The 24,022-nt window shown below is 64.8% G+C and carries 20 protein-coding genes; 17 read left to right on the plus strand and 3 right to left on the minus strand.

Features of this window, described 5'->3' with window-relative positions:
* The first annotated feature begins 90 nt into the window (after positions 1-90).
* The 3 genes from ABIA90_RS40925 to ABIA90_RS40935 all read left to right on the plus strand — a co-directional run bounded on the left by ABIA90_RS40925 (position 91) and on the right by ABIA90_RS40935 (position 5,401).
* Positions 91-3,561, plus strand: a complete 3,471-nt coding sequence (locus ABIA90_RS40925) for an ATP-binding protein (RefSeq protein WP_354121279.1) — start codon at positions 91-93, stop codon at positions 3,559-3,561.
* On the plus strand, positions 3,558-4,352 hold the full coding sequence (locus ABIA90_RS40930; RefSeq protein WP_354121280.1) for a protein-L-isoaspartate O-methyltransferase family protein: 795 nt from the start codon (positions 3,558-3,560) through the stop codon (positions 4,350-4,352). Before ABIA90_RS40925 ends, ABIA90_RS40930 begins: the two co-directional genes overlap by 4 nt.
* Positions 4,353-4,447: 95 nt before the next feature.
* On the plus strand, positions 4,448-5,401 hold the full coding sequence (locus tag ABIA90_RS40935; protein ID WP_354121281.1) for a DUF6492 family protein: 954 nt from the start codon (positions 4,448-4,450) through the stop codon (positions 5,399-5,401).
* A gap of 9 nt (positions 5,402-5,410) precedes the next feature.
* Here the strand turns inward: ABIA90_RS40935 and ABIA90_RS40940 are convergent, their stop codons facing one another.
* On the minus strand, positions 5,411-6,478 hold the full coding sequence (locus ABIA90_RS40940; RefSeq protein WP_354121282.1) for an endo-1,4-beta-xylanase: 1,068 nt from the start codon (positions 6,476-6,478) through the stop codon (positions 5,411-5,413).
* Between the two features lie 353 nt (positions 6,479-6,831).
* On the opposite strand from ABIA90_RS40940, the gene ABIA90_RS40945 reads away from it, so the two are divergent.
* On the plus strand, positions 6,832-8,268 hold the full coding sequence (locus ABIA90_RS40945) for a lipopolysaccharide biosynthesis protein (protein ID WP_354121283.1): 1,437 nt from the start codon (positions 6,832-6,834) through the stop codon (positions 8,266-8,268).
* A gap of 10 nt (positions 8,269-8,278) precedes the next feature.
* On the opposite strand, the gene ABIA90_RS40950 is transcribed toward ABIA90_RS40945, so the two are convergent.
* Positions 8,279-9,013 (minus strand): SDR family NAD(P)-dependent oxidoreductase, encoded by a 735-nt coding sequence (locus ABIA90_RS40950; protein ID WP_354121284.1) that lies wholly within the window; start codon positions 9,011-9,013, stop codon positions 8,279-8,281.
* Between the two features lie 10 nt (positions 9,014-9,023).
* Positions 9,024-10,064 carry a LacI family DNA-binding transcriptional regulator gene (locus ABIA90_RS40955; RefSeq protein WP_354121285.1) on the minus strand — a complete coding sequence of 347 codons (1,041 nt, stop codon included), beginning with the start codon at positions 10,062-10,064 and terminating at the stop codon, positions 9,024-9,026.
* Positions 10,065-10,256: 192 nt separating this feature from the next.
* Between ABIA90_RS40955 and ABIA90_RS40960 the strand changes: the two genes are divergently transcribed.
* From ABIA90_RS40960 to ABIA90_RS41020, 13 genes are all read left to right on the plus strand, one after another.
* Entirely contained in the window at positions 10,257-11,558 is a 1,302-nt protein-coding gene (locus ABIA90_RS40960) for an ABC transporter substrate-binding protein (protein WP_354121286.1), read from the plus strand.
* Between the two features lie 61 nt (positions 11,559-11,619).
* On the plus strand, positions 11,620-12,507 hold the full coding sequence (locus ABIA90_RS40965) for a carbohydrate ABC transporter permease (protein WP_063986668.1): 888 nt from the start codon (positions 11,620-11,622) through the stop codon (positions 12,505-12,507).
* 4 nt (positions 12,508-12,511) lie between these two features.
* Entirely contained in the window at positions 12,512-13,339 is an 828-nt protein-coding gene (locus ABIA90_RS40970) for a carbohydrate ABC transporter permease (RefSeq protein ID WP_354121287.1), read from the plus strand.
* Between the two features lie 8 nt (positions 13,340-13,347).
* Positions 13,348-14,352: a zinc-dependent alcohol dehydrogenase family protein gene (locus ABIA90_RS40975; protein WP_354121288.1), complete on the plus strand. Its 1,005-nt coding sequence runs from the start codon at positions 13,348-13,350 to the stop codon at positions 14,350-14,352.
* 6 nt (positions 14,353-14,358) lie between these two features.
* Positions 14,359-15,432 (plus strand): ABC transporter ATP-binding protein, encoded by a 1,074-nt coding sequence (locus ABIA90_RS40980; protein WP_354121289.1) that lies wholly within the window; start codon positions 14,359-14,361, stop codon positions 15,430-15,432.
* Positions 15,429-16,388, plus strand: coding sequence for a sugar kinase (locus ABIA90_RS40985; protein WP_354121290.1), 960 nt, complete (start codon positions 15,429-15,431; stop codon positions 16,386-16,388). The genes ABIA90_RS40980 and ABIA90_RS40985 overlap by 4 nt, the downstream gene beginning before the upstream one ends.
* A complete protein-coding gene (locus ABIA90_RS40990) occupies positions 16,385-17,422 on the plus strand; it encodes a tagatose 1,6-diphosphate aldolase (RefSeq protein ID WP_354121291.1) in 1,038 nt (345 codons plus the stop codon). The genes ABIA90_RS40985 and ABIA90_RS40990 overlap by 4 nt, the downstream gene beginning before the upstream one ends.
* 48 nt (positions 17,423-17,470) lie before the next feature.
* Complete coding sequence (locus ABIA90_RS40995; RefSeq protein ID WP_354121292.1) at positions 17,471-18,598, plus strand: mandelate racemase/muconate lactonizing enzyme family protein; 1,128 nt, start codon at positions 17,471-17,473, stop codon at positions 18,596-18,598.
* A gap of 247 nt (positions 18,599-18,845) precedes the next feature.
* Positions 18,846-20,078, plus strand: a complete 1,233-nt coding sequence (locus ABIA90_RS41000) for a branched-chain amino acid ABC transporter substrate-binding protein (protein ID WP_208084893.1) — start codon at positions 18,846-18,848, stop codon at positions 20,076-20,078.
* A 119-nt stretch (positions 20,079-20,197) separates the two neighbouring features.
* Positions 20,198-21,145: a branched-chain amino acid ABC transporter permease gene (locus ABIA90_RS41005; RefSeq protein WP_038936438.1), complete on the plus strand. Its 948-nt coding sequence runs from the start codon at positions 20,198-20,200 to the stop codon at positions 21,143-21,145.
* The gene (locus ABIA90_RS41010; RefSeq protein ID WP_354121293.1) at positions 21,142-22,422 is read left to right on the plus strand and encodes a branched-chain amino acid ABC transporter permease; all 1,281 of its coding nucleotides are present in this window, start codon (positions 21,142-21,144) and stop codon (positions 22,420-22,422) included. Before ABIA90_RS41005 ends, ABIA90_RS41010 begins: the two co-directional genes overlap by 4 nt.
* A complete protein-coding gene (locus ABIA90_RS41015; RefSeq protein ID WP_028149572.1) occupies positions 22,419-23,171 on the plus strand; it encodes an ABC transporter ATP-binding protein in 753 nt (250 codons plus the stop codon). The genes ABIA90_RS41010 and ABIA90_RS41015 overlap by 4 nt, the downstream gene beginning before the upstream one ends.
* Positions 23,171-23,866, plus strand: a complete 696-nt coding sequence (locus ABIA90_RS41020; RefSeq protein ID WP_063985355.1) for an ABC transporter ATP-binding protein — start codon at positions 23,171-23,173, stop codon at positions 23,864-23,866. The genes ABIA90_RS41015 and ABIA90_RS41020 overlap by 1 nt, the downstream gene beginning before the upstream one ends.
* Positions 23,867-24,022 lie beyond the last annotated feature (156 nt).

The raw sequence follows: 24,022 nt of genomic DNA on the forward strand, positions 1-24,022 counted from the left end.
GCGTCCAGTCTGAGGTGAAGTTCGGGCCCCAAAATCTGTGGTTGAGGGGCCTAAAGCCCTTCGACGGAGTGAAGGTCGGGCAGAATCACCATGCTGGAGAATGAGCCTGTTACGGGGACTGAAGGCGGGTTGAAGCGCTGGCTCGAAGGCGTCGGTCTTGGACATTACACCGACCTCTTCGCGCAGCACCGCCTCGATCTCGATGTGATGGGGGACCTGACGGAATCCGACCTGGTCGAGCTCGGATTGCCGCTCGGCGATCGCAAGCGGCTTCAGCGCGCGATGTCGGCGCTATTCCAGGCTGAGACCGCAGAGAAGCCCGATGTGGCGGCGCGCCCGCAGGTCCGGACGGAAGTCGGTGCCGAACGGCGTCAGCTCACCACCATGTTCTGCGACATGGTGGATTCCACCTCGCTGTCGGTGCAGTTCGACCCGGAAGACGTGCGCGACATGATCGCGAGCTTTCGCGAGACCTGTGTCCGGGTGGTGAAACATTACGAGGGGTTTGCCGCGCGCTTCGTCGGCGACGGTATCCTTGTCTATTTCGGCTATCCGACCGCGCATGAGGACGATGCCGAGCGATCGGTGCGCGCCGGGCTCGAGATCGTGCGGGTGCTGTCGACTGCGCGCGCGATCGAGCCGCGCGGTGCGCTGAGCCACGCCCCCGCGGTCCGCATCGGGATCGCAACCGGTCTCGTCGTGGTCGGCGACCTCGTTGGCCAGGGCACCGAGGAGCGCGACTCCGCGGTCGGAGAAACCGTCAATCTCGCCGCACGCCTGCAGGGTCTGGCGCCGCCCAACGGCGTCGTGATCTCGTCCTCGACACAGTCGCTGCTGAAGGGAAAGTTCGACTACCGCAATCTCGGTGTCCATGCGCTGAAAGGCATCTCGGAGAAGACGCAGGCCTGGCACGTGGTGCGCGCCTCGCGAGCGGAGACCCGCTTCGCCGCTGCCATGGGCGGGCGGTTGACACCGCTCGTCAACCGCGAGGAGGAGATCGCGCTGCTGATGGGACGCTGGCAGCAGGTCAAGGACGGCGACGGCCAGGTTGTGGTCAAGTTCGGCGAGCCCGGCATCGGCAAGTCGCGCATCATCCAGGAGATCTTCGACCGGATCGCGGGCGACCGCCATGGACACGTCTCGTTCCAGTGCTCGCCCTATTACACCTCCACGGCGTTCTATCCATTCTCCGAGCAGCTCAAATTCTCGCTCGGCCTCGACCGCGAGGATCCATCCGCGACGTCGCTGGCGGGTCTGGAGACCGCGATCGCGGCCGCCCATGGCGACATCGAGCAGGTCACGCCGCTGTTTGCCGCGCTGCTGTCGATCCCGACCGGAGACCGCTATCCGCCGCTCGACCTGTCGCCGCAGCAGCAGAAGGACGCGACCGTCGCGGCGCTGGTCAATCATTTCCTCGGCCTTGCGCGCGACATGCCGCTTGTGATCGCGCTTGAGGATCTGCACTGGATCGACCCGACCTCCCGCGAGGTGATCGACCTCCTCGTCGCCCGGGTGCAGAACCAGCCGGTCCTTGTCATCATCACCGCGCGCTCCGAATTCCAGCCGAGCTGGAACGCGCATTCGCACATCACCACGCTGGTGCTGAACCGCCTGAGCCGGCAGCTGCGCACGACGCTGGTCGAGCGCGTCGCGGGCCGCGAGCTTCCCAAGGAGGTGGTCGAGGAGATCATCGTCAAGACCGACGGCGTGCCGCTGTTCCTGGAAGAGCTGACCAAGACCGTTCTCGAATCCAACCTCCTGACCGAGCGGCACGGGCGCTACGTGCTGTCGGGCCCATGGCGGCAGCTCGCGATCCCGGCGACCCTCACCGACTCGCTGATGGCGCGGCTGGACCGGATGGGGCCGTTCAAGCGCATCGCGCAGATCGGCGCCACCATCGGTCGCGAGTTCTCCTACGAGACGCTGCACGCGGTCGCCAACACGCCGGCGGAGCAGATCGAGGCCGCGCTCAATCATCTGGAGGAGGCCGGGTTGATCATGCGCCGCGGCCATCCGCCGGGCGCGCTCTACTCCTTCAAGCACGTGATGATCCAGAACGCCGCGCACGACAGCCTGCTGCACAGTGAGCGGCGCAAGCTGCATTCGCGGATCGCGCAGGTGCTCGCCGAGATGTATCCGGAGAAGACCGAGCGCGAACCGGAGCTGCTGGCCCATCACCTCACCGAATCCGGCCAGAGCGAGGGCGCCGCCAGCTTCTGGCTCAAGGCCGGCAAGCAGGCGGCCAAGAGCGGCGCCAATCTGGAGGCGATCGGGCATTTGCGCCGGGGCTTGAGCGTCGTGCAGGCCAATGCGCGCATGCAGGGCGCCGACGAGATGGAGCTGGAGCTGCGCATCGCGCTCGGCAACGCATTGATTGCCGCCAAGGGCTACGCTGTGCAGGAGGTCGAGGAGAACTACATCCGCGCGCTCGAGCTCGGTCAGCAGCTCGACGACGACGAGAAGGCCTTCGCCGCCACGCGTGGGCTCTGGGTCTGCCATTTCATCCGTGCCGATCTCAGCCGCGCGCACGATCTCAGTGTCGAGCTGTTGAAGTTTGCCAAGCGCGAGCGGCTGAACGAGCGCACGCAGCCGGCGCAGCAGACCGGATATCTGATCGAGGCGCACCGCTCGATCGCGATGACGATGCTCTATCGCGGCCGTTTTGCCGCTTCCCAGCACCATCTGCACCGCTGCATCAACCTCTACAGTCCCGATCTGCACTCCGATCTGATGGAGCGGCACGGTACCGATCCCGGCGTCGTTTCGCTGTCCTATCTCGGCTATCTCCTCTGGTTCCTCGGCCGGCCCGACGCGGCGCGCCAGCACAGCGAACAGGCGATCGCGAATGCCGAGAAGATCCGCCATCCCTTCACGCTCGCCTTCGCGCTCGTGTTCGGCGCCTATCTGTGCCAGCATTTGCGCGACGTCGAGGGCACGCGCGACCACGCCAACCGCGCCATGATCATCGCCACCGAGCACAATTTCCTGCACTGGAAGCAGCAGGCGGCGATCCTGCGCGGCTGGGCGCTGGCCCAGCTCGGCGAGGCCGACGAAGGTCTCAGCCAGATGCGCCTCGGCCTCGACGAATACGAGGCGATGGATTCCTGGCTCGCCGGCTGCTGGTTCCGCTGCCTGCTTGCGGAAGCCTATGCCAAGGTCGGGATGCGCGATGCCGCCTTGCGCGCGCTGGACGGCGCGCTCGCGACCGCGAGACGGACCGGCGATCACTCCTATCTCGCCGAGGTCTATCGGCTGCAGGGCGAGATCACGATGTCGGACGGTGATCCGGCATCGGTGCAGGAGGCCGAGGACCTGTTCGCCCTGTCGCTGGACACGGCGCGCAAGCAGGGCGCGCTGTCTTGGGAGCTTCGGACCGCCGTCAGCCTTGCGCGCCTGTCGCACCAAGCCGGCAAGCGGGAGCACGCAAGTCTTCTGCTTTTGCCGATCGTCGGCAAGTTCAGCGAGGGCTTTTATACTCCGGACCTGAAGCAGGCGATGCAGCTCCTCAGCGAGCTCGGCGGAGACGTGCCCGTCCTTGAACAGGCCGATGCGATGAAATGAGCGATCTTGCCGCCGCGCGTGCGCGCTACGTCGAGTTGATTGCGAAGCGAGAGCGGATCGCCTCACCACGCCTGCTCAAAGCGCTCGCCGCCATCCCGCGCGAGGATTTTCTGGCGAAGGGACCCTGGCGTATCAAGAGCGAGGCGGCGCGCGGCTACCGGCTGACGCCGGATGCCGATCCCGTTCATCTCTACGACAATGTGCTGGTCGCGATCGATGCGCGCCGCAAGCTCGACACCGGGCTGCCGAGCCTGTGGGCGCACTTCATCGATCTGCTCGACGTCGGGGAGAAGGACCGCGTGGTCCAGATCGGCTGCGGTCTCGGCTATTTTTCGGCGGTGTTGTCGAAGATCGTGGGGCCCAAGGGCAGGGTGCATGCAATCGAATGCGACGGGCGGCTTGCGGCGCGTGCCGCGAACTACCTTCGCCCCTATCGCAATGTCGAGGTCGTGCACGGCGACGGATGCGAGGAGATCGGCGAACCGGCCGACGTGATCATCGTGCATGCCGGCTTCCCGCACCCGCATCCGCTCTGGCTTCAGTCGCTCCGTCCGCGCGGCCGTCTCCTGGCGCCGCTGACGCAGCGCGACCGCGAGGGCGCCGCCCTCAAGATCACGCGCAAGGCCAGGGGGTTCGAGGCCGAGGCGGTGCAGCAGATCCGGATCTTCCCCGGCCAGGGTCGCGGTGTGACCGCGCTCGACGACCGCGTCGCCGACTGGTGGCAGCGCGCCTCCGCGCTGGCGCCACTGCGTTTTCGCGCCATCGAGCAGGGGCTGCCGTCGGATGGCTAATGCTTGGTTTCGTTTTACCTTGATTCCGGTTGTGAGTTTCCAGCATCTCGCGGTGCGGCTATGAGTGCGGCTTGATAGCCATTCGAGCGCGCTCCATGCATTCCGTTGCCCTGCTGACCGCCAGCTACGCCAAGGATATCGAACGCTTTTCGCTGCTCAGCGAGAGCATCGACACCTGGCTCTCGGGATACACGCGGCATTATGTTCTCGTTAACGATGAGGACGTACCGCTGTTCGAGCGGTTCGCGTCCGACAAGCGCGTCATCGTTCCGGCCTCGAATTATCTGCCGAAATGGCTGTGGGCGCTGCCGCCGGCGCTTCAGTTCTTCAGCAAGCGCCGCGTCTGGCTGTCGCTGCTGTCGTCGCCGGTGCATGGCTGGCACATCCAGCAGATCCTCAAGATCGCCGGCGTCCTCAACGCGCCGGAGCAACGCGTCTGCATCCTGGATTCGGACAATCTGTTCTTCCGCGAATTCGACGTCGGCCAATATGCCGGCGCTGAGAAGACGCCGCTGTTCGTCACCCCGAAGGACATCGGCGCCGACCATCCGCTGCATGGGCTGTGGCTGCGCACCGTCGATCAGCTTCTCGGTATCAAGGAGCGCTCGTTCCCGGCCGACGACTATGTCGGCAACGCGCTGGTCTGGGACAAGGACACCGCACGCGCGATGACCGACGCCATCAAGGCGGCGACGGGCTTGAACTGGGTTCTGGCGCTGTGCCGGAAGAAGAAGTTCTCGGAGTATCTGATGTACGGACACTTCGTTGCGAAGTCGCCCGCGCATCTGGCCACCCATCGGGTCACCGAAGACAGCATTGCGGTCTCGCATTGGGACGACACGCCGCTCGACCGTCCCGCCATCGAAGCGATGATGCGCGCCGCTTCGCCCGAGCAGGTCGCGCTCTGCATCCAGTCCTATTCGTCGACCTCGGTCGACGACATCCGCGACGTGTTCCGCCTTAGCTCGCGGGATCGACGCAGCCCGAGCCTGTCTCCTGAAGATATGGGTGATGCGGCCGAATTCGAAGTGCCGGCGAAGACGCGCTAAGGCCGCGTCTCAAGCGTCTCTCGTGAACTTGCTGATGACGTCCATGAACGGCTTCGGCTTGAACTCGCCGTCGAGCGGCAAGGGGCGGTTCGGCTGCTTGTCCGCGCGGGCGAAGGTGCCGTTGATCCAGCTATAGCGATCCGAGAGGCCCCAGGTCAGGATCGAGCGCACCGGGCCGCTGGTCGAGATCGCGGTTAGGAGGTCGTCGACGCGCTTGGCGACGATGGCGTCGCGCTCTGCCGGATTGCCTGTCAGCTTCTGGTCGTCGACATCGAGCTCGGTGACGAGCACATCGAGGCCCCAGGAGCGCAACTCGGTGACGAACTCGGCGAGCCCATGCGTGTCGATCTCGAGCTCGGCATGCAGATGCGATTGCAGGCCTACGGCGTGCAGTGGCACGCCCTGGTCGAGCAGGTCCATGATCAGGTTGCGGTACGCCGCGCGCTTGGCAATGAACGAGTCCTTCGCCGACTCGATGTCATATTCGTTGATCGCGAGCTTGACGAAGGGATCGGCCGCGGCCGCCGTGCGGAAGGCCAGCGGAATCCAGCGGTTGCCCAGATGCTGCGTCCAGAACGTGTCGCGCCGGTCGGTGACCTTCTTCGGATTGTCCGGGATCGGCTCGTTGACGACGTCCCATGACGTCAGCTTGTCCTTGTAATAGGACACGACGGTACCGATGTGGTCGACATAGGCGCGCTCGACGCCCTTGGAATCCTTGATCTGCTTGGTCCAGTCCGGAATGTCGTGATACCAGGCGAGCGCGTGGCCGCGCATCGTCAGATCGTTCTCCCGCGCGAAATCCAGGATCGCGTCGGCGCGCTCGAAGTTGAACGTGTGCGCGTTCGGCCGCAGCATCGGCCATTTCAGCTCGAGCACCGGCACCACCTGGGTGCAATAGGTGCTGATGGCTTCGCCGAGCCTGGGATCGGCTTGCAGGTCCCAGAGCGTCGCCGCAGCGCCAAAGCCCGGACGGCGCTGCGCGAGTTTTGATGCCGGCGCGGCGGACGCCGATGCCCCCGCCGCGAGTGCTGCGGCGCCGCCGAGGAGAAATTCGCGTCTGTCGAGCCTGGTCACGGTGGGACGTTTCTTTTGGAACCAATGCGCCATCGTACCAAGCGGCGCCTTGCGACGCCGGAGTTTCCTGTCGTTGGGTTAACCTTTGCGGATGTCCGGTGCGCAACGCGCGTGGCGCTGCATCGCTGTTCCAGTCTGGATCAGGGTTTCGTGTCGTGATCGCAGCAACCGCTCCAGGGAAAGGGCAAATTTAACGCTAACGCGCGAAAGCGGCCTTCCAGCCTCATTCGCCGACCGATCTGCAGACTTATGTGACACTCTTGAGAGATGCTGCGGCGCAGTTCGTTCGCCCCGCCAAGGTCATTGATTAACGGCCGTCACCATCGCAACACCGTTGCCGGTCCCGTGCTCGCATGTTGAACCGCCATTTCTCGATTTATCTCGTCGCCTACATCCTGCCCGCAGCGGTGGGCTTCTTCGCGGTCACGGCCTACACGCGGCTGCTGACGCCGGCCGAGTACGGCGTTTATGTCGTCGGCATCAGCCTTGCCGGCATATTGGGCGCGATCTTCTTCGCCTGGATCAAGCTGTCGGTGTCCCGCTATCAGGCGATGTCGGCGGAGGTGGATTTTCGCGGCACGGCGATGGTCGCCTTCGGGCTGACGGCCGCGGTCCTCTGCGCCACCACGCCGCTGGTCATTCTGTTCCGCAGCGACCTCAGCGTCGAGCTGCTGCTCGCCAGCATGTTCGTGGCGATCATGGCCAATGCCGTCGATGTCGGCCAGGAATTCGAGCGCGCCAAATTGCGCCCCTACAGGTTCGCAGCGATCTCGATCGTCCGCGGCGTGTCCAGCGTCGGCTTTGGCCTACTCGGCATCTCGCTCGGCTGGGGTGGCTTGGGATTGCTCGCCGCGTTCGGCCTGGGCTCGCTCACCGGCATCATTCTCAATCTCGTCGGCGACCGCACGAAGATCGCGCGCTTCCAGCGCAGCCAGTTCATGCAGCTGGCGCGCTACGGCCTGCCGCTGACGCTGGCCGGATTGTCCGTTGCGGTCTATTCGGCCTGCGATCGGCTCATCGTCGCTCATCTGCTCGGCAAGGACGCCGCCGGCATTTTCGGCGTCGCCGCCGATCTGCCGCGCCAGTTCATGGTCATGATCGCCTCCAGCGTCGCCGCGGCGACCGTGCCGCTGGTGTTCCGGTCGCTGTCGGAGAAAAACAACGAGACGACGCGGGAACGGCTGAGCGAGAGCCTCGAGTTGCTGCTCGTCGTCGTCGCACCCGTCGCCGTCTGGCTCGCGCTCGCGGCCGACCAGGTCGCGGGCACGCTCGTCGGCGTCGATTTCCGCGCCGGCGTGTCTGCGCTGCTGCCGACGCTGGTGCTCGCGCGCTTCTTCGGCATAGCCAATCAATTCTATGTGCAGATCAGCTTCCAGCTCGCCGAACGGCCGTTCATGCTGGCGGCACAGTCGTTCCTCACGCTCGTTCTGAGCGTGGCACTGATGTTCGCGCTGGTGGCCGGCTACGGCCTTTACGGCGCGGCGCTGGCCACGCTCGCCACCGAAGCGCTCGGCTTCGTCGTCGCCGTCGCCCTGATGCGCCGCGCCCACCCCGTGCCGTTCGACGCCAACCGCCTCGCCGGCGTCGCGGCTTCGGCTGCGGCGATGGCGGGCGCTATCCTCATTGCGCGGACGCAAGTCGGCGGTACCGGTATCGTGGCGTTGATGGTCGTCAGCTCCGCGGGCGGGGTTGCTTACGCCACTGCGGCCTGGCTGCTCAACGTCGCGAACGTACGGACGTTATCGCTGCGCTTCCTGCGGACGTTCAACCGCAAGGCGCTGGGCGTATAGAACCCGCGCGCTACCCCGCCAGAAAGCCGCCATCCACGGCAACCACGGTGCCGGTCGCATATTGCGAAGCCGGCATGCAGAGGAAGGCAACGGCGCCGGCAATGTCCTCCGGCTGTCCCCAGCGCTTGAAGGCGGTGCGATCGGCGATGCGCTGATAATGCGCAAAGTCGCCGCGGCCGGCGGCGTTGATCGCGGTTTCGATATAGCCGGGCGCGACCGCGTTGACGCGGATGCCTTCTTCGGCCCACTTCAAAGCCAGCGCCTTGGTCAGCATCACGACGCCGCCCTTGCTGGCGCAATAGGCGGGAATCCGCGGCAGCGCCAGCGTCGCGTTCATCGAAGCGATGTTGACGATCGATCCCGTCTGCTCCGCGAGCAGGGAGTGAAAGGCCATGCAGGTGCGGAACGTGCCGGTGAGATTGACGTCGAGCACCTTCATGAAGGTCTCGATCTCGAATTCCTTGTCGCGCGCGAGAATGCCGGCGCAATTGATCAGCGCGTCGACGCGCCTGTGTTTCCGGGCGAAGGAGGTGACGGCCGCATCATCGGTGACATCGAGCGTCGCGAGCGTGAGGCCCGCGCGCGGTTTGAGCAGCGTGCGCGAGAGGTCCGCCTCGTTCGCACCCGTTGCTGTCACTGTTGCACCCAGATCGCAGAATTGATTGCTGATGGCGGCACCAATGTCGCCGGCGCCGCCAATCACGACGGCATGGAAGCCGGGGGCGAGGGAAAAGTTCGGATTCATCGGGAGTGTCTCACTTCAGGGATTTCGGAGGCGCAGCCGTCGACTCGCGGACGACCAGCGAGAAGTCGATCTCGCGATGCATGATGGTTTGCTCGCCGGCGAGGCTGCGCACCAGATATTCGCCGGCGCGCTGCCAGGTTTCTCCGGTCGGTACGTGGATCGTGGTTAGGCTCGGCCGCAAATGCCGGCTCCAGTCGAGGTCGTCGAAGCCGACCACCGACAGGTCACGCGGCACCGAAAAGCCGCTGCGCTCGGCTTCGAGCAGCACGCCATAGGCGATGACGTCGTTGCCGCACACCACGGCTGTCGGGCGGTCCTCGAGGCCCAGCAGATAGCGCGCCGCCTCGCGCGCGTCGTCCAGCGTATAGGGCACCTCGACATGCCATTGCGAAGGCAATTCGAGCCCGTTCTCCGTCAGCGCGCGGCGAAAGCCGGCGACGCGCGCGCTGGCGCGGTCGTTGTTGCGCTGGAGCGCCGAGACAATCCCGATGCGGCGGTGGCCGAGCTCGATGACATGCGCGGCGGCGCGATGGGCGGCGGCTTCGTTGTCGGTGCCGACGCAAGGATAGGGCCGGTCGGGCTGGTAGATGCCGACATTGATGAACGGTACGGCATTGTCCGCCAGCAGCTTGCGCAATCCGTCGTGATGGCAATCGCCGCGCAGCACCAGGCCGTCGACACCGCGGCTGATCAGATTGCGCGCCTGCTGCAATTCGACGTCGAGATCGTAGCCGCTCGTGGTGAGAAACAGCATGTATCCGACCGACGACAGGTATTGCTGCAGCGAGGCGATGCCGCGTGCGAACATCGTGTTGTCGATCGTCGGTACGATTGCGCCAAGCGTGCGCGAGCGGCGTGACGACAGGATGCGCGCCGGCGCGTGCGGGATGTAGCCGAGCGCGTCGATGGCCTGCTCGATGCGCGCCCGCAAGGAAGGGCTCACCGCGTCGGGGTTGTTGAGGGCGCGCGAGACCGATGCCGTCGAGACGCCGGCGCGGGCTGCCACGGCGCGGATACCCTGCTTCACAGACTTGGCGTTGATCGGTCTCATAGATGTAACGTTACATCGGGCGTAGCGAACCGCATGGTAGCGGCAATGTCGCGAATCTGCCGCAGATTGCGCGGCTTGTCCATCGCTTGACACGGCGGATGCGAGGTCTATTTTGTAACCGTTTTCAAGTGCCGCTCTAACGTGTTCAAAATGGTCCGCCAGCTTAAGGCGGCCAGCCGGGAGGAGAGTTCGATGAAGGCCAGGATGCTCGCGACCCACGTCGCGTTGCCCGTTCTCGCGATTGCTGCGGCGACCGCGCAGGCGCACGCCGTCGATTTCGACTGGATGAAGTTCAAGGGCAAGACCGTCACCTTTCTCGCCAACAACAATCCGGTGTCGCAGGCGCTGCTGACTTACAAGGCCGATTTCGAGAAGCTGACCGGCATGACCCTCAAGGTCGACGGCTATCAGGAACAGCAGATGCGCCAGCGTCTGGTGACCGTCATGAATGCGAACAGCGACGAGGTGGACGTGTTCATGACGCTGCCCTCGCGCGAGGGCGAGCAGTTCGCCGCCGCCGGCTGGTACGGCGATCTCACCGCGATGGCCAAGAACGAGGTGGCCGGGGAATACGACCCCAGCGGATTGAGCCAGGCCCTGCTGAAGGCCGCGACCTTCGGCGGCAAGCTGACCAGCATGCCCATGAACATCGAAGGCCCGATCTTCTATTACCGCACCGACATCTTCAAAAAGTGCGGCCTCGAGGCGCCGAAGACGATCAAGGACGTCGAGGCCGCTGCCGAGAAGATCAAAAGCTGCGATAGCACCGTGACGCCGTTCGTCTCGCGCGGCCTCAAGCCCGCGATTGCCTATACCTTCAGCAACATGCTGCACAATGTCGGCGGCAGCTATATCGCAAACGGCAAGTCGAACCTCTGCTCAGCCAAGGGCAAGGAAGCGCTCGACACCTATAGCCGGCTGCTGCGCGATTTCGGACCGCCTGGCGTCGTCAATTACAGCTTTCAGCAGATTTCGGCGCTCTACCGCGGCGGCCGCGCCGCGATGGCGTTTGAGTCGTCGAATGAATTGCGCACCGTGATGGAAGGCGGCGCGCGCCTGAAGGACACCGGCCTGCTGCCGTTCCCGGCGGGCGATGCCGGCCAGGTGCCGACCACGATCGGCTGGGGCATGGCAGTGTCCTCGCACAGCAAGCAGCCGGATGCGGCCTGGTACTTCGTGCAATGGGCGACCAGCCCAGAGGTGCAGAAGAAGATGGCGCTTCAGGGCATTGCCCCGCCGCGTCCGTCGGTCGCCAAGGATCCCGAATATCGCAAGTGGATCGACGAGGAGCCGGTGCGGAAGGAATGGCAGGCCGCGCTCGACGTGCTCGCTACCAAGGGCTCGTCCGAGGTCGGCTATCCCATCGTCGCCAATCCGCAATCGCGCGAGTTCATCGGGCAGGCGGTACAGGATCTGATCCTGAAGCAGAAGACCGTCGATCAGGCTTGCGCGGATGCCGACAAGGCGCTGGATGCGCTGATCGCGCTGAACTAACCGCCTCATGCCGGCAGGCTTGCTGCCTGCCGGCACCCAACTCGATCGAGGATACGAACGCATGTCTGATACGGCTGCGACACTCACGCAGGACCGGCAGAAGCTGGAGATGGCGGCCCTCTCGGCGCCGGCCGTGGTCTTCACGGTCGCGATGATCGCGTTTCCGGTCGTCTACACGATCTGGCTCGGCTTCCAGACGTTTTCCTCGACGGGCAAGCAGTCCTTCGCGGGCCTCGCCAATTACTCGAAGCTGATCTCGGATTACGAATTCTGGCACGGGCTGTGGATCACCATTGCGCTGTTCGTGCTGTCGCTGGTGCTGCAACTCGTCTTCGGCGTCTGGCTTGCGCTGGTGCTGTTCCACGCCAAGCGGCTGCCGGGCATCGTGCGCTCGTTGTTCATTTCGCCCTTCATGATGCCGCCGGTGGTGGCGGGCATGATGTGGCTGGTGATCCTCGATCCGTCGCTCGGTGCTGCCAACTATATCCTCCAGTCGTTCGGCCTGCCGCCGTCGGACTGGCTGGCCTCGCCGACCTGGGTCATTCCGACCGTGGCTCTGATCGACAGCTGGCAGTGGACGCCTTATGTCGCCCTGATCGTGCTGGGCGGCCTGCAATCCCTGCCGCCGAGCGTCTACGAGGCGGCGCAGATCGACGGCGCATCTCCATTCAGGACTTTCCAGCGCATCACGCTGCCGCTGCTGCTGCCGACCATCGTCACCGCGGCGATCCTGCGCAGCGTCGATCTGCTGCGCTTCTTCGACATCATCTACATCACGACCCAGGGCGGCCCGGGCAACGCCTCGAACACGCTCAACATCTACGGCTTCAGGGTCGGCTTCGAATTCTTCAACATCGGCTATGCCAGCGCCCTGATGCTGACGCTGACGGCGATCGTGTTCGGTGCCGTGCTCGCCTTCAACCGCCTGCGCGGCGCAGTGGCCTGGTGATGTCATGAGCGATGCCGCCAACACCGACCGCTGGATCCGCTGGCTCAACACGGTACAGCTCGTGCTCGCCGGCGTGCTCATCATGGCGCCGACGGTCTGGATGGTGCTGTCCTCGTTCAAGCCGTCGTTCGAGGTCACCGCCTATCCGCCAACGCTGAGCTTCTCGCCGACGCTGGAAAATTATGTCGAGCTGACCAGGACCACGCCGTTCCTCAGCTACGCGCTCAACAGTCTCATCGTCACCGTGGGGTCGACCGCGCTCGGTCTGCTGTTTGGAATTCCTGCTGCCTTCGCCGTCTCCTGGACGCGGATTTCGTGGCCGGCCATCCTGACGCTCGCCGCGCGCATGGCGCCGGGCACGTTGTTCCTGCTGCCGTGGTACGTGATGTTCCGGCAAATCGGCATGATCGGCTCCTACACCGCGCTGATCCTCAGCCACGCCGTCATCACGCTGCCGATCGTGATCTGGGTTTTACTGCCGTCCTTCGACGGCATTCCGCGTAGCGTGTTCGAGGCGGCGCAAGTGGATGGGTGCAGCGTCACGCGCATCCTCTGGCGCATCGCGCTGCCGCTGGTGGCATCAGGCGTCGCCGTCTCGGCGATCCTCGCCTTCGTGTTTTCGTGGAACTACTTCCTGTTTGCGCTGGTGCTCTCCAACGGCGACACCAAGACGCTGATCGCGGCGGCCTTCAACTTCATCGGCGAAGGCTCGACGCAATGGGGCGCCCTCATGGCGGCTGCAACGCTGATCGCGTTGCCGCCGCTGGTGCTGGCGGCCCTGGTTCAGCGCTGGCTGGTGTCCGGGCTGACGCTCGGTGCGGTGAAAGGCTAGGTATCGAAATGAACGTGTCGCCCCGTCCGAATTCGATCATGCAGGCCGCGGTCTTCCACGGCAATGACCGCATCACCATCGAGCGCGTCGCGATGCCTGATGTCGGCACAGGCGAAGTGCTCGTCCGCGTCTCGCGCACAGCGCTGTGTGGCTCCGACTTCAAGCTCTGGCACAAGGGCGCCGAGTTCACTGCGGGCCATGAGATCTTTGGCGTGGTCGAGCAGCCCGGTCATCGCCTGCACGGCCGCCGCTGCGCCGTCTACATCCCCTTGCACTGCGGTCACTGCGCCGCTTGCAAGCGCGGCGATACCCAGATGTGCCTGGAAGTCTCCAGCCTGATCGGCTGGAACAGACCGGGCGGCTATGCCGAATATGTGCCGGTGCCGGAGAACTGCCTGCTGCCGGTGCCCGACGATATCGAGGACCGCCTCGCGCCGCTGCTGCTCGACACCATCGGCACGTCGGGTCACGCCGTGCGCTTCGTCAGCCGCGTCGTGCCGCCGAATGAGGCGGGGCCGGTCCTCGTGATGGGTGCGGGGCCCGTCGGCCTTGGCGTCGTGCTGGCGCTCCGCGCGCTCGGCTACGACGACATCTACGTCGCCGATCCCAACGCCACACGCCTGAAGATCGCACAGTCCTTTGGCGCTAAGGCGCACCCGGTCGGAGATACCTCGAAGCGCTTCGCCCTCATCATGGAATGCTCGGGCGCGCATGCGGCGCGCAACCTCGGCATCGAGCTCGTCCTGCCGCGCGGCGCACTGGTGCTGGTCGGCGAGAACGCCGCGCCCTGGACCATCGAGGAAGGCAAGGTCTTCCGCCGCAAGGATTTTTACATGATCCGGACCTTCTACTTCCCGGTCTCGGATTTCGAGCCGAATGTCGAACTGCTGCGCAAGTACAAGGACGAATACCGCGTCCTGGTCGATGGCGAGTTCGGCCTGTCGGCTCTGCCTGAGAATTTCGCTCGCTTCGCCAAAGGCGAACTGATCAAGCCCGTGCTGGCGCTGGACTGAGCGATCATGGCCTCGATCTCGATCCGCAACCTCACCAAGCGCTACGGCAATTTTACCGTGATCCCCGATCTCAATCTGGAGATTGCGGACCACGAATTCGTCGTGTTCGTCGGCCCGTCCGGCTGCGGCAAGTCGACCTTGCTGCGCATCATCGCCGGCCTCGAGCCGATTTCGTCCGGCGATCTCTACATCGGCGACAAGCGCGTGAACGGCGTCCAGGCTGCGCAGCGCGATATCGCGATGGTGTTCCAGGATTACGCGCTCTACCCGCACATGCGGGTCTACGACAATATGTCGTTTGCGCTGGAGCTGAGAGGCACACCGAAGGCCGAGATCGACGCCCGCGTGAGGCGTGCGGCCGCACTGCTGCACATCGAGCCCTATCTCGACCGCAAGCCGAAGGAGTTGTCTGGCGGCCAGCGCCAGCGCGTCGCCATGGGCCGCGCCATCGTGCGCAATCCCAAGGCCTTCTTGTTCGACGAGCCGCTCTCCAATCTCGATGCGAAGCTGCGCGGGCAGGTGCGGGCGGAGATCAAGGCGCTGTCGCAGGAGCTGAAGACCACCATGGTCTTCGTGACACATGACCAGATCGAGGCCATGACCATGGCCGACCGGATCGTCGTGCTCCAGAGCGGCACGATCCAGCAATACGATACACCGGAGACGGTTTACGAGCGGCCCGCCAACCAGTTCGTCGCCGGCTTCATCGGCTCGCCCGCGATGAATTTCTTCCCGGTCGAATGGCGTCAGGAGCGCGCGATCCTGTCGCAAGGCGGAACGGTGGTGCCGCTGGACGGCGAGACCGCCGGCTGCCTGAGCAAGGCCGGCAACGCCGTGCTGGGCATTCGCCCCGAACACTTTGCCATCGCCACTGATGCCGCCGTTGGCATCGCCATCAACGTCAAGCTGGTCGAGCCGCTCGGCTCGGACACGCTGATCCATTTCGATCTCGCCGGCGGCTCTGCCATCGCGCGGGTCGATCCGGCGCTGCGGCCGAAGGTTGGTGATCGCATCAATCTGCGCCCACAGTCGGGCAAGACGCATTTGTTCGCTGCATCCAACGGACAGGTCTTGCGGTGAGTGCGTCGGCAAACATCGGCGATCTCTCGGCGCTGGCCGACCTCGCGTCCGGCACGAAGCCCGTGCACGTGATCTGCCTCGGCCTGTCCGCGCTCGACCAGGTCTGGCGCGTCGATCGGCCGTTCGCGGGTGGAAGCGAGAAGATCAAGGCCGTCGAGTACGGCACGCTCGGCGGCGGCATGGCCGCCAATGCGAGCGTGGCCGTGGCGAAGCTCGGCGCGTCCGTCGCGTTCTGGGGGCGGGCAGGGAATGATGCCGCCGGCCATGAGATGAAATCGGCCTTCACCGCTGAAGGCGTCGATGTCGAGAATTTCCGGCTGTTTCCCGATGGTCGCTCGTCGGTCTCCGGGATTATCGTCGATAGCCGCGGCGAGCGGCAGATCGTGAATTTCCGTGGCCTTTACCCGGAAACCGCAGACTGGCTTCCGCTCGAAGCCGTCGCGCGCGCATCCTCCGTGCTGGCCGATCCGCGCTGGGTCGAAGGCGCCGCGACGTTGTTTCGGGAAGCGCGATCGCGCGGCATTCCGACGGTGCTCGACGGCGACATGGCCGATGCCGAGCTATTCGAACGGCTGCTGCCCTTGACCGATCACGCCATCTTCTCCGAGCCCGCGCTCGCCGCCTTTGCCGGCTCGGCCGAAGATAAATCTCTCGCAGCCCTTGCGCGCTTCGGCTGTCGCGTCATCGCCGTCACGCGCGGCGAGGGCGGCGTGAGCTGGTACGAGAACGGCCAGCCGCACCGGCAGGCCGCCTACGCCGTCGACGTCGTCGACACCACAGGCGCGGGCGACGTCTTCCACGGCGCCTATGCGCTCGCGATCGGCGCCGGCCTCGATGTGCGCGCCGCCATGGCGTTTTCGGCGGCGACGGCCGCCATGAAATGCCGCCACGCCGGCGGCCGGAACGGAATCCCCGATATCAACGAGTGTCTTGTATTCATGAGGACGAAGCCATGAGAACGATTGGAAAGAACCGCGGCCTGGCACGGCTTGCTGACGCGGATGGCCATTTTCGCATGGTCGCGCTGGATCAGCGGCCGCCATTGTTCGACGCCATTGCAAAGGCGAAGGGGATCACGCGGGATCAGGTCGAATATTCCGACGTCACGGCGGCCAAGCGCCTCCTGGTCGAGAACCTCGCGCCGCATTGCAGCTCGATGCTGTTCGACCCGAACTTCGCAGTGCCTGCCGCGATCGACCTGCTGCCGCCGCGCTGCGGCCTGATCATGACGCTGGAAGAGCACCGCGTTGAGGAAACCGCGGGCGGCCGCAAGTCGCGTGCGATCACCAATTGGAGCGTGGAAAAGATCCGCGCCATGGGCGGCGACGCCGTCAAGGTGCTGGCCTGGTACCGGCCGGACGCCGATGCGGCGGTGAACGAGCACCAGAAGCGTTTCGTGCGCGAAATCGGCGAAGACTGCGCCCGTCACGATATCCCGTACGTGCTCGAGTTGCTGGTCTACCCGTTCCTCGGCAGCGCCAATCACACGGCCGATTACGTGGAATCGCCCGGCAAGCTCCCGGGCCTCGTCATCGACAGCGTGCGCGAATTCGCAAAGCCTGAATACGGCGTCGATCTTCTCAAGCTGGAGAGCCCGCTTGCAGCCAACAGCCTGCCAGCGCGTGACGGCAGCACGGAAGCAAAGGCCGCGCAGAAGGAGTTCGATGCGATCGGTGACATCTGCCGTGAACGCGGCATCCCCTGGGTGTTGCTGTCGGGCGGTGCTGCGCCTGAAAAGTTCGAGCGCGTGCTCGACTACTCCTATGCCGCAGGCGCAAGCGGTTTCCTGGCGGGCCGCACCATCTGGCTGGATGCCGTTCTGAAGAACTTTCCGGACCGCGCAGCGGTGTCGGCCAGCCTGCGCAAGGATGGCCTCGGGGTGCTGGAACGGCTCAATCAACTGACCACGGCCAAGGGCACGCCGTGGAAGGCGCGCTTCCCGGTGTTCGCTGATATCAAGCAGGAAGGTGACTTCGCGCGCGCCTACTGAGATGGTAACGGTCCCGCGTGGTCTCACCTCGGTCGCAGGACCTGCAATATGACGACTGACAGCTTCACGATCCGCTCGATCGAGGCGTTCTGCTATCGCTATCCCTTGGCGACGCCGGTGGTGACGTCGTTCGGCAAGATGCTCAACCGACCGGCCGTCTTCGTTCGCGCAGTCGACGAGGACGGTGTCGAGGGATGGGGCGAAGCCTGGTCCAACTTTCCTGCACCGGGCGCCGAGCACCGTGCCCGGCTTGTCAACGAAGTGCTGGCTCCGGGCCTTGTCGGGCGCAGGTTCTACGGCCCCGCCCAGGCTTTCGAGGTCCTGACGAAGGGTACCGAAGTGCTGGCGCTTCAATGCGGCGAGCCCGGTCCGTTCGCGCAGGCGATTTCGGGCATCGATCTCGCGCTGTGGGATCTCTCCGCGCGCCGGCAGCGCTTGCCGCTGTGGCGGCTTCTCGGTGGGCAGTCGCGCAGGATCAAGGTCTATGCCAGCGGCATCAATCCGGGCGGCGCCGCGCAGGCGGCCGAAGCCGCGCTCGCGCGTGGCCATCGCGCGTTGAAGCTGAAGGTCGGCTTCGGTGCCGAGACCGACCTCGCCAATCTGGCCGCGCTGCGCGCGATCGTCGGTGCGGGCATGCTCGCTGCCGATGCCAATCAGGGCTGGTCGGTCGATCAGGCGCTGGAGATGGTGCCGCGGTTGGCCGCGTTCGATCTGCGATGGCTGGAGGAGCCCATCCGCGCCGACCGGCCGCGCGAGGAATGGCGCAGGCTGCGGGCAGCCGCGAAAATGCCGATTGCCGCGGGCGAGAACATTTCGAGCGTCGAGGGATTCAAGGACGTCCTGGCCGAAGACGTGCTCGGCGTCGTTCAGCCCGACATCGCGAAATGGGGCGGGCTGAGCGCATGCGCTGGCGTCGCGCGCGACATTCTGAAGGCGGGCAAGACGTTCTGCCCGCATTATCTCGGCGGCGGCATCGGACTGCTCGCCTCGGCGCATCTGCTGGCGGGCATCGGCGGCGACGGCTGGCTCGAGGTCGATGCCAACGACAATCCGCTGCGCGACCGGTTCTGCGGTGCCGTTGCCAATGTCACTGATGGTACGATCGTCCTCGGCGAGGAACCGGGGCTCGGATTCACGCCGGACCTGTCGGGAATCGCGGACTATCGCAGCCTGTAGACGGCTGCGACACCTGCGTCGTCGGGCGCGCCGCGCAGGCCAGTTTCCCCTTGCGTTCTATTCCTCGTCGCGGAAAGCTGCCGGCGAGACGGGTAGCCGCCTTCACATTTCATAACGATGGCCGGAGCCATGTCTCGCCGAGCTTGAAAATCAAAGTTCGTTCTGCTCATTAGGGATCTGCAATTGCGCTGCAACATGCGCAAAAAGCCCATCGACTAAAGTCGATAGCCAGCGAGGAAACGAAAAAATGCGCAAGCTCACTTTGGCCATTGCCGTGATCGCCCCGATGCTCGGTCATGCCGCGTCGGCTGAGGACACCCTCAAGATCGGCTACATCGATCCGCTCTCCGGCGGTGGTGCCAGCGTCGGCGAGGGTGGTCTGAAGACATTCCAGTATCTGGCCGACGAGCTCAACGCCAAGGGCGGCATTCTCGGCCACAAGATCGAGATCGTGCCGCTCGACAACAAGACCAATCCGCAGGAAAGCCTGGTGCAGGCCCAGAAGGCGATCGACGCCGGGGTCCACTACATCACGCAAGGCAACGGCTCGTCCGTCGGCGCGGCGCTGTCGGATTTCGTCACCAAGAACAACACGCGCAATCCCGGCAAGGAAGTGCTGTACTTCAACTACGCCGCCGTCGATCCCAGCCTGACCAACGAGAAGTGCAGCTACTGGCATTTCCGCTGGGATGCGAGCTCCGACATCAAGATGGAGGCGCTCACCAACTACATGAAGGACACCGCCTCGATCAAAAAGGTGTACCTGATCAACCAGGACTATTCGTTCGGTCAGTCCGTCCGCTCCGACGCGCGCAAGATGCTCGGCGCCAAGCGGCCCGACATCCAGATCGTCGGCGACGAACTGCATCCGCTGCTGAAGGTCACCGATTTCTCGCCCTATATCGCCAAGATCAAGGCGTCCGGCGCCGACAGCGTCGTCACCGGCAACTGGGGCCAGGACTTCGCGCTGCTGCTCAAGGCTGCCGCTGACGCCGGCCTGAAGGTCAACTGGTACACCTATTATGCCGGCGGCGCCGGCGGCCCCACTGCAGTCAAGCAGACCGGTCTCGATCATCAGGTCTTCCAGATCACCGAAGGCTTTGCGAATTCCGGCAACAAGACCGCGATGGATTACGAGAAGGCGTTCCGCGCCAAGGTCAATTTGTCGCTCTGGTACCCGCGTGCGGTCAACGAGATGCGCATGTTCAAGGCGGCTGCCGAGAAGGCCAACTCGATCGATCCCGTGAAGGTGGCGGCGGCGCTCGAGGACCTGAAGTTCGAGGTCCTGGACGGCGGCTCCGGCATCATGCGCAAGGACGACCACCAGTTCCTTCAGCCGATCTACATTTCCTCCTTCGGCAAGCTGACCGAGAATGAGCCGTTCGACGAGGAAAACACCGGCTGGGGCTGGCACCTCGTCTCCAAGGTCGACACGGCGCAGGCCATGGTCCCCACGACCTGCAAGATGGCGCGGCCGTAATCACGACATCCGTCGTTTTCCCGCGGCAGGCATCGGTCGCGGGAAGGCGGTGGCCGGACTATTCTTGATTGGGCGATGTTCACCGGGGCCATCAGGCCCCGGACAGAGACGAGTGCGCTGTGCTTGAACTCATTGTCATTTCGACCCTGAACGGCGTGCTGTTCGGCATGCTGCTCTTTCTGCTGTCGAGCGGGCTGACCGTCATCTTCAGCATGATGGGCGTGCTCAACTTCGCGCATGCCAGCTTCTACATGCTCGGCGCCTTCTTCGGCTTCCAGCTCACCAAGTGGATCGGCTTCTGGCCGGCGCTGGTGCTGGCGCCGCTGCTGGTCGGGGCCATCGGCATGGCGGTGGAGCGCTATGGCCTACGCAACACCCACAAGCACGGTCATGTCGCGGAATTGCTGCTGACGTTCGGTCTGGCTTTTGCGATCGAAGAGATCGTGTCGATGATCTGGGGCAAGAGCCCGGTCGACTATCGCGTGCCGGCGCTGCTCGACTTCCCGGCCTTCACGATCTTCTCGACCAACTATCCCGCCTACAAGATCTTCATGCTGGCCGTGTCGGTCGTGATCTTCGTGGCGCTGCTGGTCGTGCTCAAGCGCACCCGCGTCGGCCTGATCGTGCAGGCGGCGCTGACGCATCCGCACATGGTCGGGCATCTCGGCCACAATGTCGGGCGCGTGTTCATGGTGGTGTTCGGCGTCGGCAGCGCGCTCGCCGGCATTGCCGGCGTCATCGCCGGTCCGGCCCTGGTCACGCAGTCGGACATGGCCGCGGCGCTCGGGCCCATCCTGTTCGTCGTCATCGTGTTCGGTGGCCTCGGCTCCTTGCCCGGTGCTTTCATCGCCTCGCTCGTCATCGGACTGGTGCAGACCTTTGCGGTGGCGCTGAACGGCTCGCTGGCGAGTGCGTTCGGACCGCTCGATCCGTCGACGGGACCGTCGGTCCTCACCGACATCTGGAACGTCACAATCGCGCAGGTCGCGCCGATCGTTCCCTATATGCTGCTGGTGCTCATTCTGATCGTTCGCCCCATGGGCCTGATGGGGACGCGCGAGTCATGACCGCCAAACCGATTTCGACATCGAAGCCCGCCGGCGACGGCCTGCGCTTCTACGGCGTCTGGCTGATCGGCATTGCCGCGCTGATCGTCCTGCCGCTGATCTTCTCCTCCGGCGGCTCGCTGACGTCCTTCAGCCTGATCGGCATCGCGATCGTCTTCGCGCTCTCCTACAACATCCTGCTCGGCCAGACCGGCCTGCTGTCGTTCGGTCATGCCGTGCATTACGGCCTCGGCGGCTTCGCGGCCTGTCACATGATGAATGCGGTGGTGTCGCATGGCTGGCCGATCCCGCTGCCGTTCATTCCGCTGTTCGGCGGGATCGGTGGTCTCGTCTTCGCTGTCATCATCGGCTGGGTCATGACCAAGCGCGCCGGCACCGTGTTCGCGATGATCTCGCTCGGCATCGGCGAATTGGTGGCGTCGTCCTCGCTGATCCTGCGCTCGGTGTTCGGCGGCGAAGCCGGCATCACCACGGATCGCACCGCGCTGCCCAAGATGTTCGGCTGGTCGTTCGGGCCGCAGCTTCAGGTCTATTACCTCATCGCGTTCTGGCTGGTGCTGTCGGCCATCGTGATGTACGCGCTGACCCGGACGCCCCTGGGACGGATCAGCAATGCCGTCCGCGACAATCCCGAGCGTGTCCAGTTCATCGGCTACGATCCTCACGTCGTTCGCTATCTCGCCTATTGCTTTGCCGGGTTCTTCGCGGGCGTCGCCGGCGGCCTGACCGCGATCAATTTCGAGATCGCGAACTCCGCGCTGCTCGGTGCGATCCAGTCCGGCCTGGTGCTGTTCTCCACCTTCATCGGCGGCATCGCCTATTTCTTCGGGCCGATCCTTGGCGCGATCCTCGTCACCTATCTCCAGCTCGGGCTGACAGGCCTCACCAGCGTCTGGCAGCTCTATTTCGGCATCATCTTCATCGGCATCGTGATGTTCGCGCCGGGCGGCATCGCCGGCCTGTTGATGATGCACCGGCCGCTGGTTCGCGCCGGAACGCTGTGGACGGTGATCCCGTCCTATCTCGTCGCTGTCGTGCCGACCCTGGCGCTCGCCTGCGGCGTCATCCTCACCATCGAGACGGTCGCGCGCTATTCCGGCGGCGACCCGATCAACCTGTTTGGCATTCCGTTCAATGCGAAATCCCCGGTGACGTGGATTTCCGCGGCAGTTCTCGTCGTCGGCGGTGCGTTCGTCGCGCGGCTGAGCTGGCGGAGGATCGCGGACGCGTGGGACAGGGCTGCGACGGTCGCCCGTGACCGGGGGTATCTGGCATGAGCGCAGCAGCCATCGAAGTCCGCGCCGTCGAAAAACGCTTCGGCAATGTCGGCATCATCCGCGACCTCAACCTCAGCGTCGCGAAAGGCGAGCGTCACGCCGTCATCGGCCCGAACGGCGCAGGAAAATCCACGACGTTCAATCTGATCAGCGGCCACATCAAGCCGACCTCGGGCGAGGTGAAGCTGAACGGCGATGTGATCTCCGGCCTGCGGCCGTTCGAGATCAACCGGCGCGGCCTGTCGCGCTCGTTCCAGGTCACCAACGTGTTCGCCCGCATGTCGGTCTGGGAGAATGTCCGCTGTGCCGTGCTGTGGGCGACGGGGCACCGCTACGCCTTCTGGAAGAACGTCGACAGCCTGCCGGAAGTGCGCGAGCGCACGGCCCAGATCCTGGACGACATCCATCTCACCCATCGGCGCGATGTTCCGGCGGGGCTTCTGACCTACGCCGAGCAGCGCGAGCTCGAGATCGGCATCACCATCGCGAGCGGGGCCACGGTCGTCATGCTCGACGAGCCGACCGCCGGCATGAGCCACGCCGAAACCGACCGCGCGGTGTCGCTGATCCGGCGGCTGACCGAAGGCAAGACCCTGGTCATCGTCGAGCACGACATGAGCGTCGTATTCGGCCTTGCCGACCGCATCTCCGTGCTGGTCTACGGCCACATCATCGCGTCGGGCACGCCGGAAGAGATCCGGCGCGATCCGAAGGTCAAGGAAGCCTATCTCGGCGAGGAAGCGCACTGATGCTCGAGGTCAGGGATCTCCACGCCTATTACGGCAAGAGCCACATCCTCCAGGGCGTCGACCTCGATGTCGCCGCAGGCGAGGTCGTGAGCCTGCTCGGCCGCAACGGTGTCGGCCGCTCCACCACGGTCAAGGCGATCATGGGCGAGGTCGCGCCGCAAGGCACGATCCGCTTCAAGGGCAAGGACATCGCCGGCCTTCCCAGCTACAAGATCGCGCACCTCGGCCTCGGCTATGTCCCTGAACATCGCGATATCTTCCCGAGCCTGACGGTTCGCCAGAACCTGCTGCTCGGCGTCAAGGACACGCGCCGCCCCGGCAAATGGCGGCTTGAGGATATGCTCGAGATGTTCCCCAATCTCGCCGCGCGTGCCGATACGGCCGCGGGCGTGCTGTCGGGCGGTGAAAAGCAGATGCTCACGACGTGCCGGACGCTGATGGGCGATCCGGACCTGATCATGATCGACGAGCCGACCGAAGGTCTGGCGCCGCTGATCGTGCAGCAGGTTGGCGATCTCATCGCGCGCATCGCGCAGGCCGGCGTCGCAATCCTGCTGGTCGAGCAGAAGCTCTCGATCGCGATGCGGATCTCGAAGCGCGTCTACATCATGGGCCACGGCCGCGTCGTGTTCGAGGGCACGCCGGACGAGCTCAAGGCCAATGCCGCCGTGCGGCAGGAATGGCTTGAGGTCTGACGCTCACATTGCCGTGTAACGCGCGCGCAAAATAGAACGGCTGCGCGATGCGCATACGCATCTGAATTCTTCGCTACATCTCACGCTTCATAATCCTTGTATCGTCGCGCTCGCCGGCATCGCAATCGATGCGGCCGATGATAACCAAGAAGAAAG

It is taken from the genome of Bradyrhizobium sp. LA6.8, assembly GCF_040547935.1.
Classification (GTDB): domain Bacteria; phylum Pseudomonadota; class Alphaproteobacteria; order Rhizobiales; family Xanthobacteraceae; genus Bradyrhizobium; species Bradyrhizobium barranii.

What these genes read in the sequence shown, in the direction of transcription:
- ABIA90_RS40925 (WP_354121279.1), top strand. Translation starts at nt 91, where the DNA reads ATGCTGGAGAATGAGCCTGTTACGGGGACTGAAGGCGGGTTGAAGCGC.
- ABIA90_RS40960 (WP_354121286.1), top strand. Translation starts at nt 10,257, where the DNA reads ATGAAGGCCAGGATGCTCGCGACCCACGTCGCGTTGCCCGTTCTCGCG.
- ABIA90_RS41020 (WP_063985355.1), top strand. Translation starts at nt 23,171, where the DNA reads ATGCTCGAGGTCAGGGATCTCCACGCCTATTACGGCAAGAGCCACATC.
- ABIA90_RS41000 (WP_208084893.1), top strand. Translation starts at nt 18,846, where the DNA reads ATGCGCAAGCTCACTTTGGCCATTGCCGTGATCGCCCCGATGCTCGGT.
- ABIA90_RS41015 (WP_028149572.1), top strand. Translation starts at nt 22,419, where the DNA reads ATGAGCGCAGCAGCCATCGAAGTCCGCGCCGTCGAAAAACGCTTCGGC.
- ABIA90_RS40995 (WP_354121292.1), top strand. Translation starts at nt 17,471, where the DNA reads ATGACGACTGACAGCTTCACGATCCGCTCGATCGAGGCGTTCTGCTAT.
- ABIA90_RS40990 (WP_354121291.1), top strand. Translation starts at nt 16,385, where the DNA reads ATGAGAACGATTGGAAAGAACCGCGGCCTGGCACGGCTTGCTGACGCG.
- ABIA90_RS40950 (WP_354121284.1), bottom strand. Translation starts at nt 9,013, where the DNA reads ATGAATCCGAACTTTTCCCTCGCCCCCGGCTTCCATGCCGTCGTGATT.
- ABIA90_RS41010 (WP_354121293.1), top strand. Translation starts at nt 21,142, where the DNA reads ATGACCGCCAAACCGATTTCGACATCGAAGCCCGCCGGCGACGGCCTG.
- ABIA90_RS40965 (WP_063986668.1), top strand. Translation starts at nt 11,620, where the DNA reads ATGTCTGATACGGCTGCGACACTCACGCAGGACCGGCAGAAGCTGGAG.
- ABIA90_RS40970 (WP_354121287.1), top strand. Translation starts at nt 12,512, where the DNA reads ATGAGCGATGCCGCCAACACCGACCGCTGGATCCGCTGGCTCAACACG.
- ABIA90_RS40935 (WP_354121281.1), top strand. Translation starts at nt 4,448, where the DNA reads ATGCATTCCGTTGCCCTGCTGACCGCCAGCTACGCCAAGGATATCGAA.
- ABIA90_RS40955 (WP_354121285.1), bottom strand. Translation starts at nt 10,064, where the DNA reads ATGAGACCGATCAACGCCAAGTCTGTGAAGCAGGGTATCCGCGCCGTG.
- ABIA90_RS40980 (WP_354121289.1), top strand. Translation starts at nt 14,359, where the DNA reads ATGGCCTCGATCTCGATCCGCAACCTCACCAAGCGCTACGGCAATTTT.
- ABIA90_RS40975 (WP_354121288.1), top strand. Translation starts at nt 13,348, where the DNA reads ATGAACGTGTCGCCCCGTCCGAATTCGATCATGCAGGCCGCGGTCTTC.
- ABIA90_RS40930 (WP_354121280.1), top strand. Translation starts at nt 3,558, where the DNA reads ATGAGCGATCTTGCCGCCGCGCGTGCGCGCTACGTCGAGTTGATTGCG.
- ABIA90_RS40945 (WP_354121283.1), top strand. Translation starts at nt 6,832, where the DNA reads ATGTTGAACCGCCATTTCTCGATTTATCTCGTCGCCTACATCCTGCCC.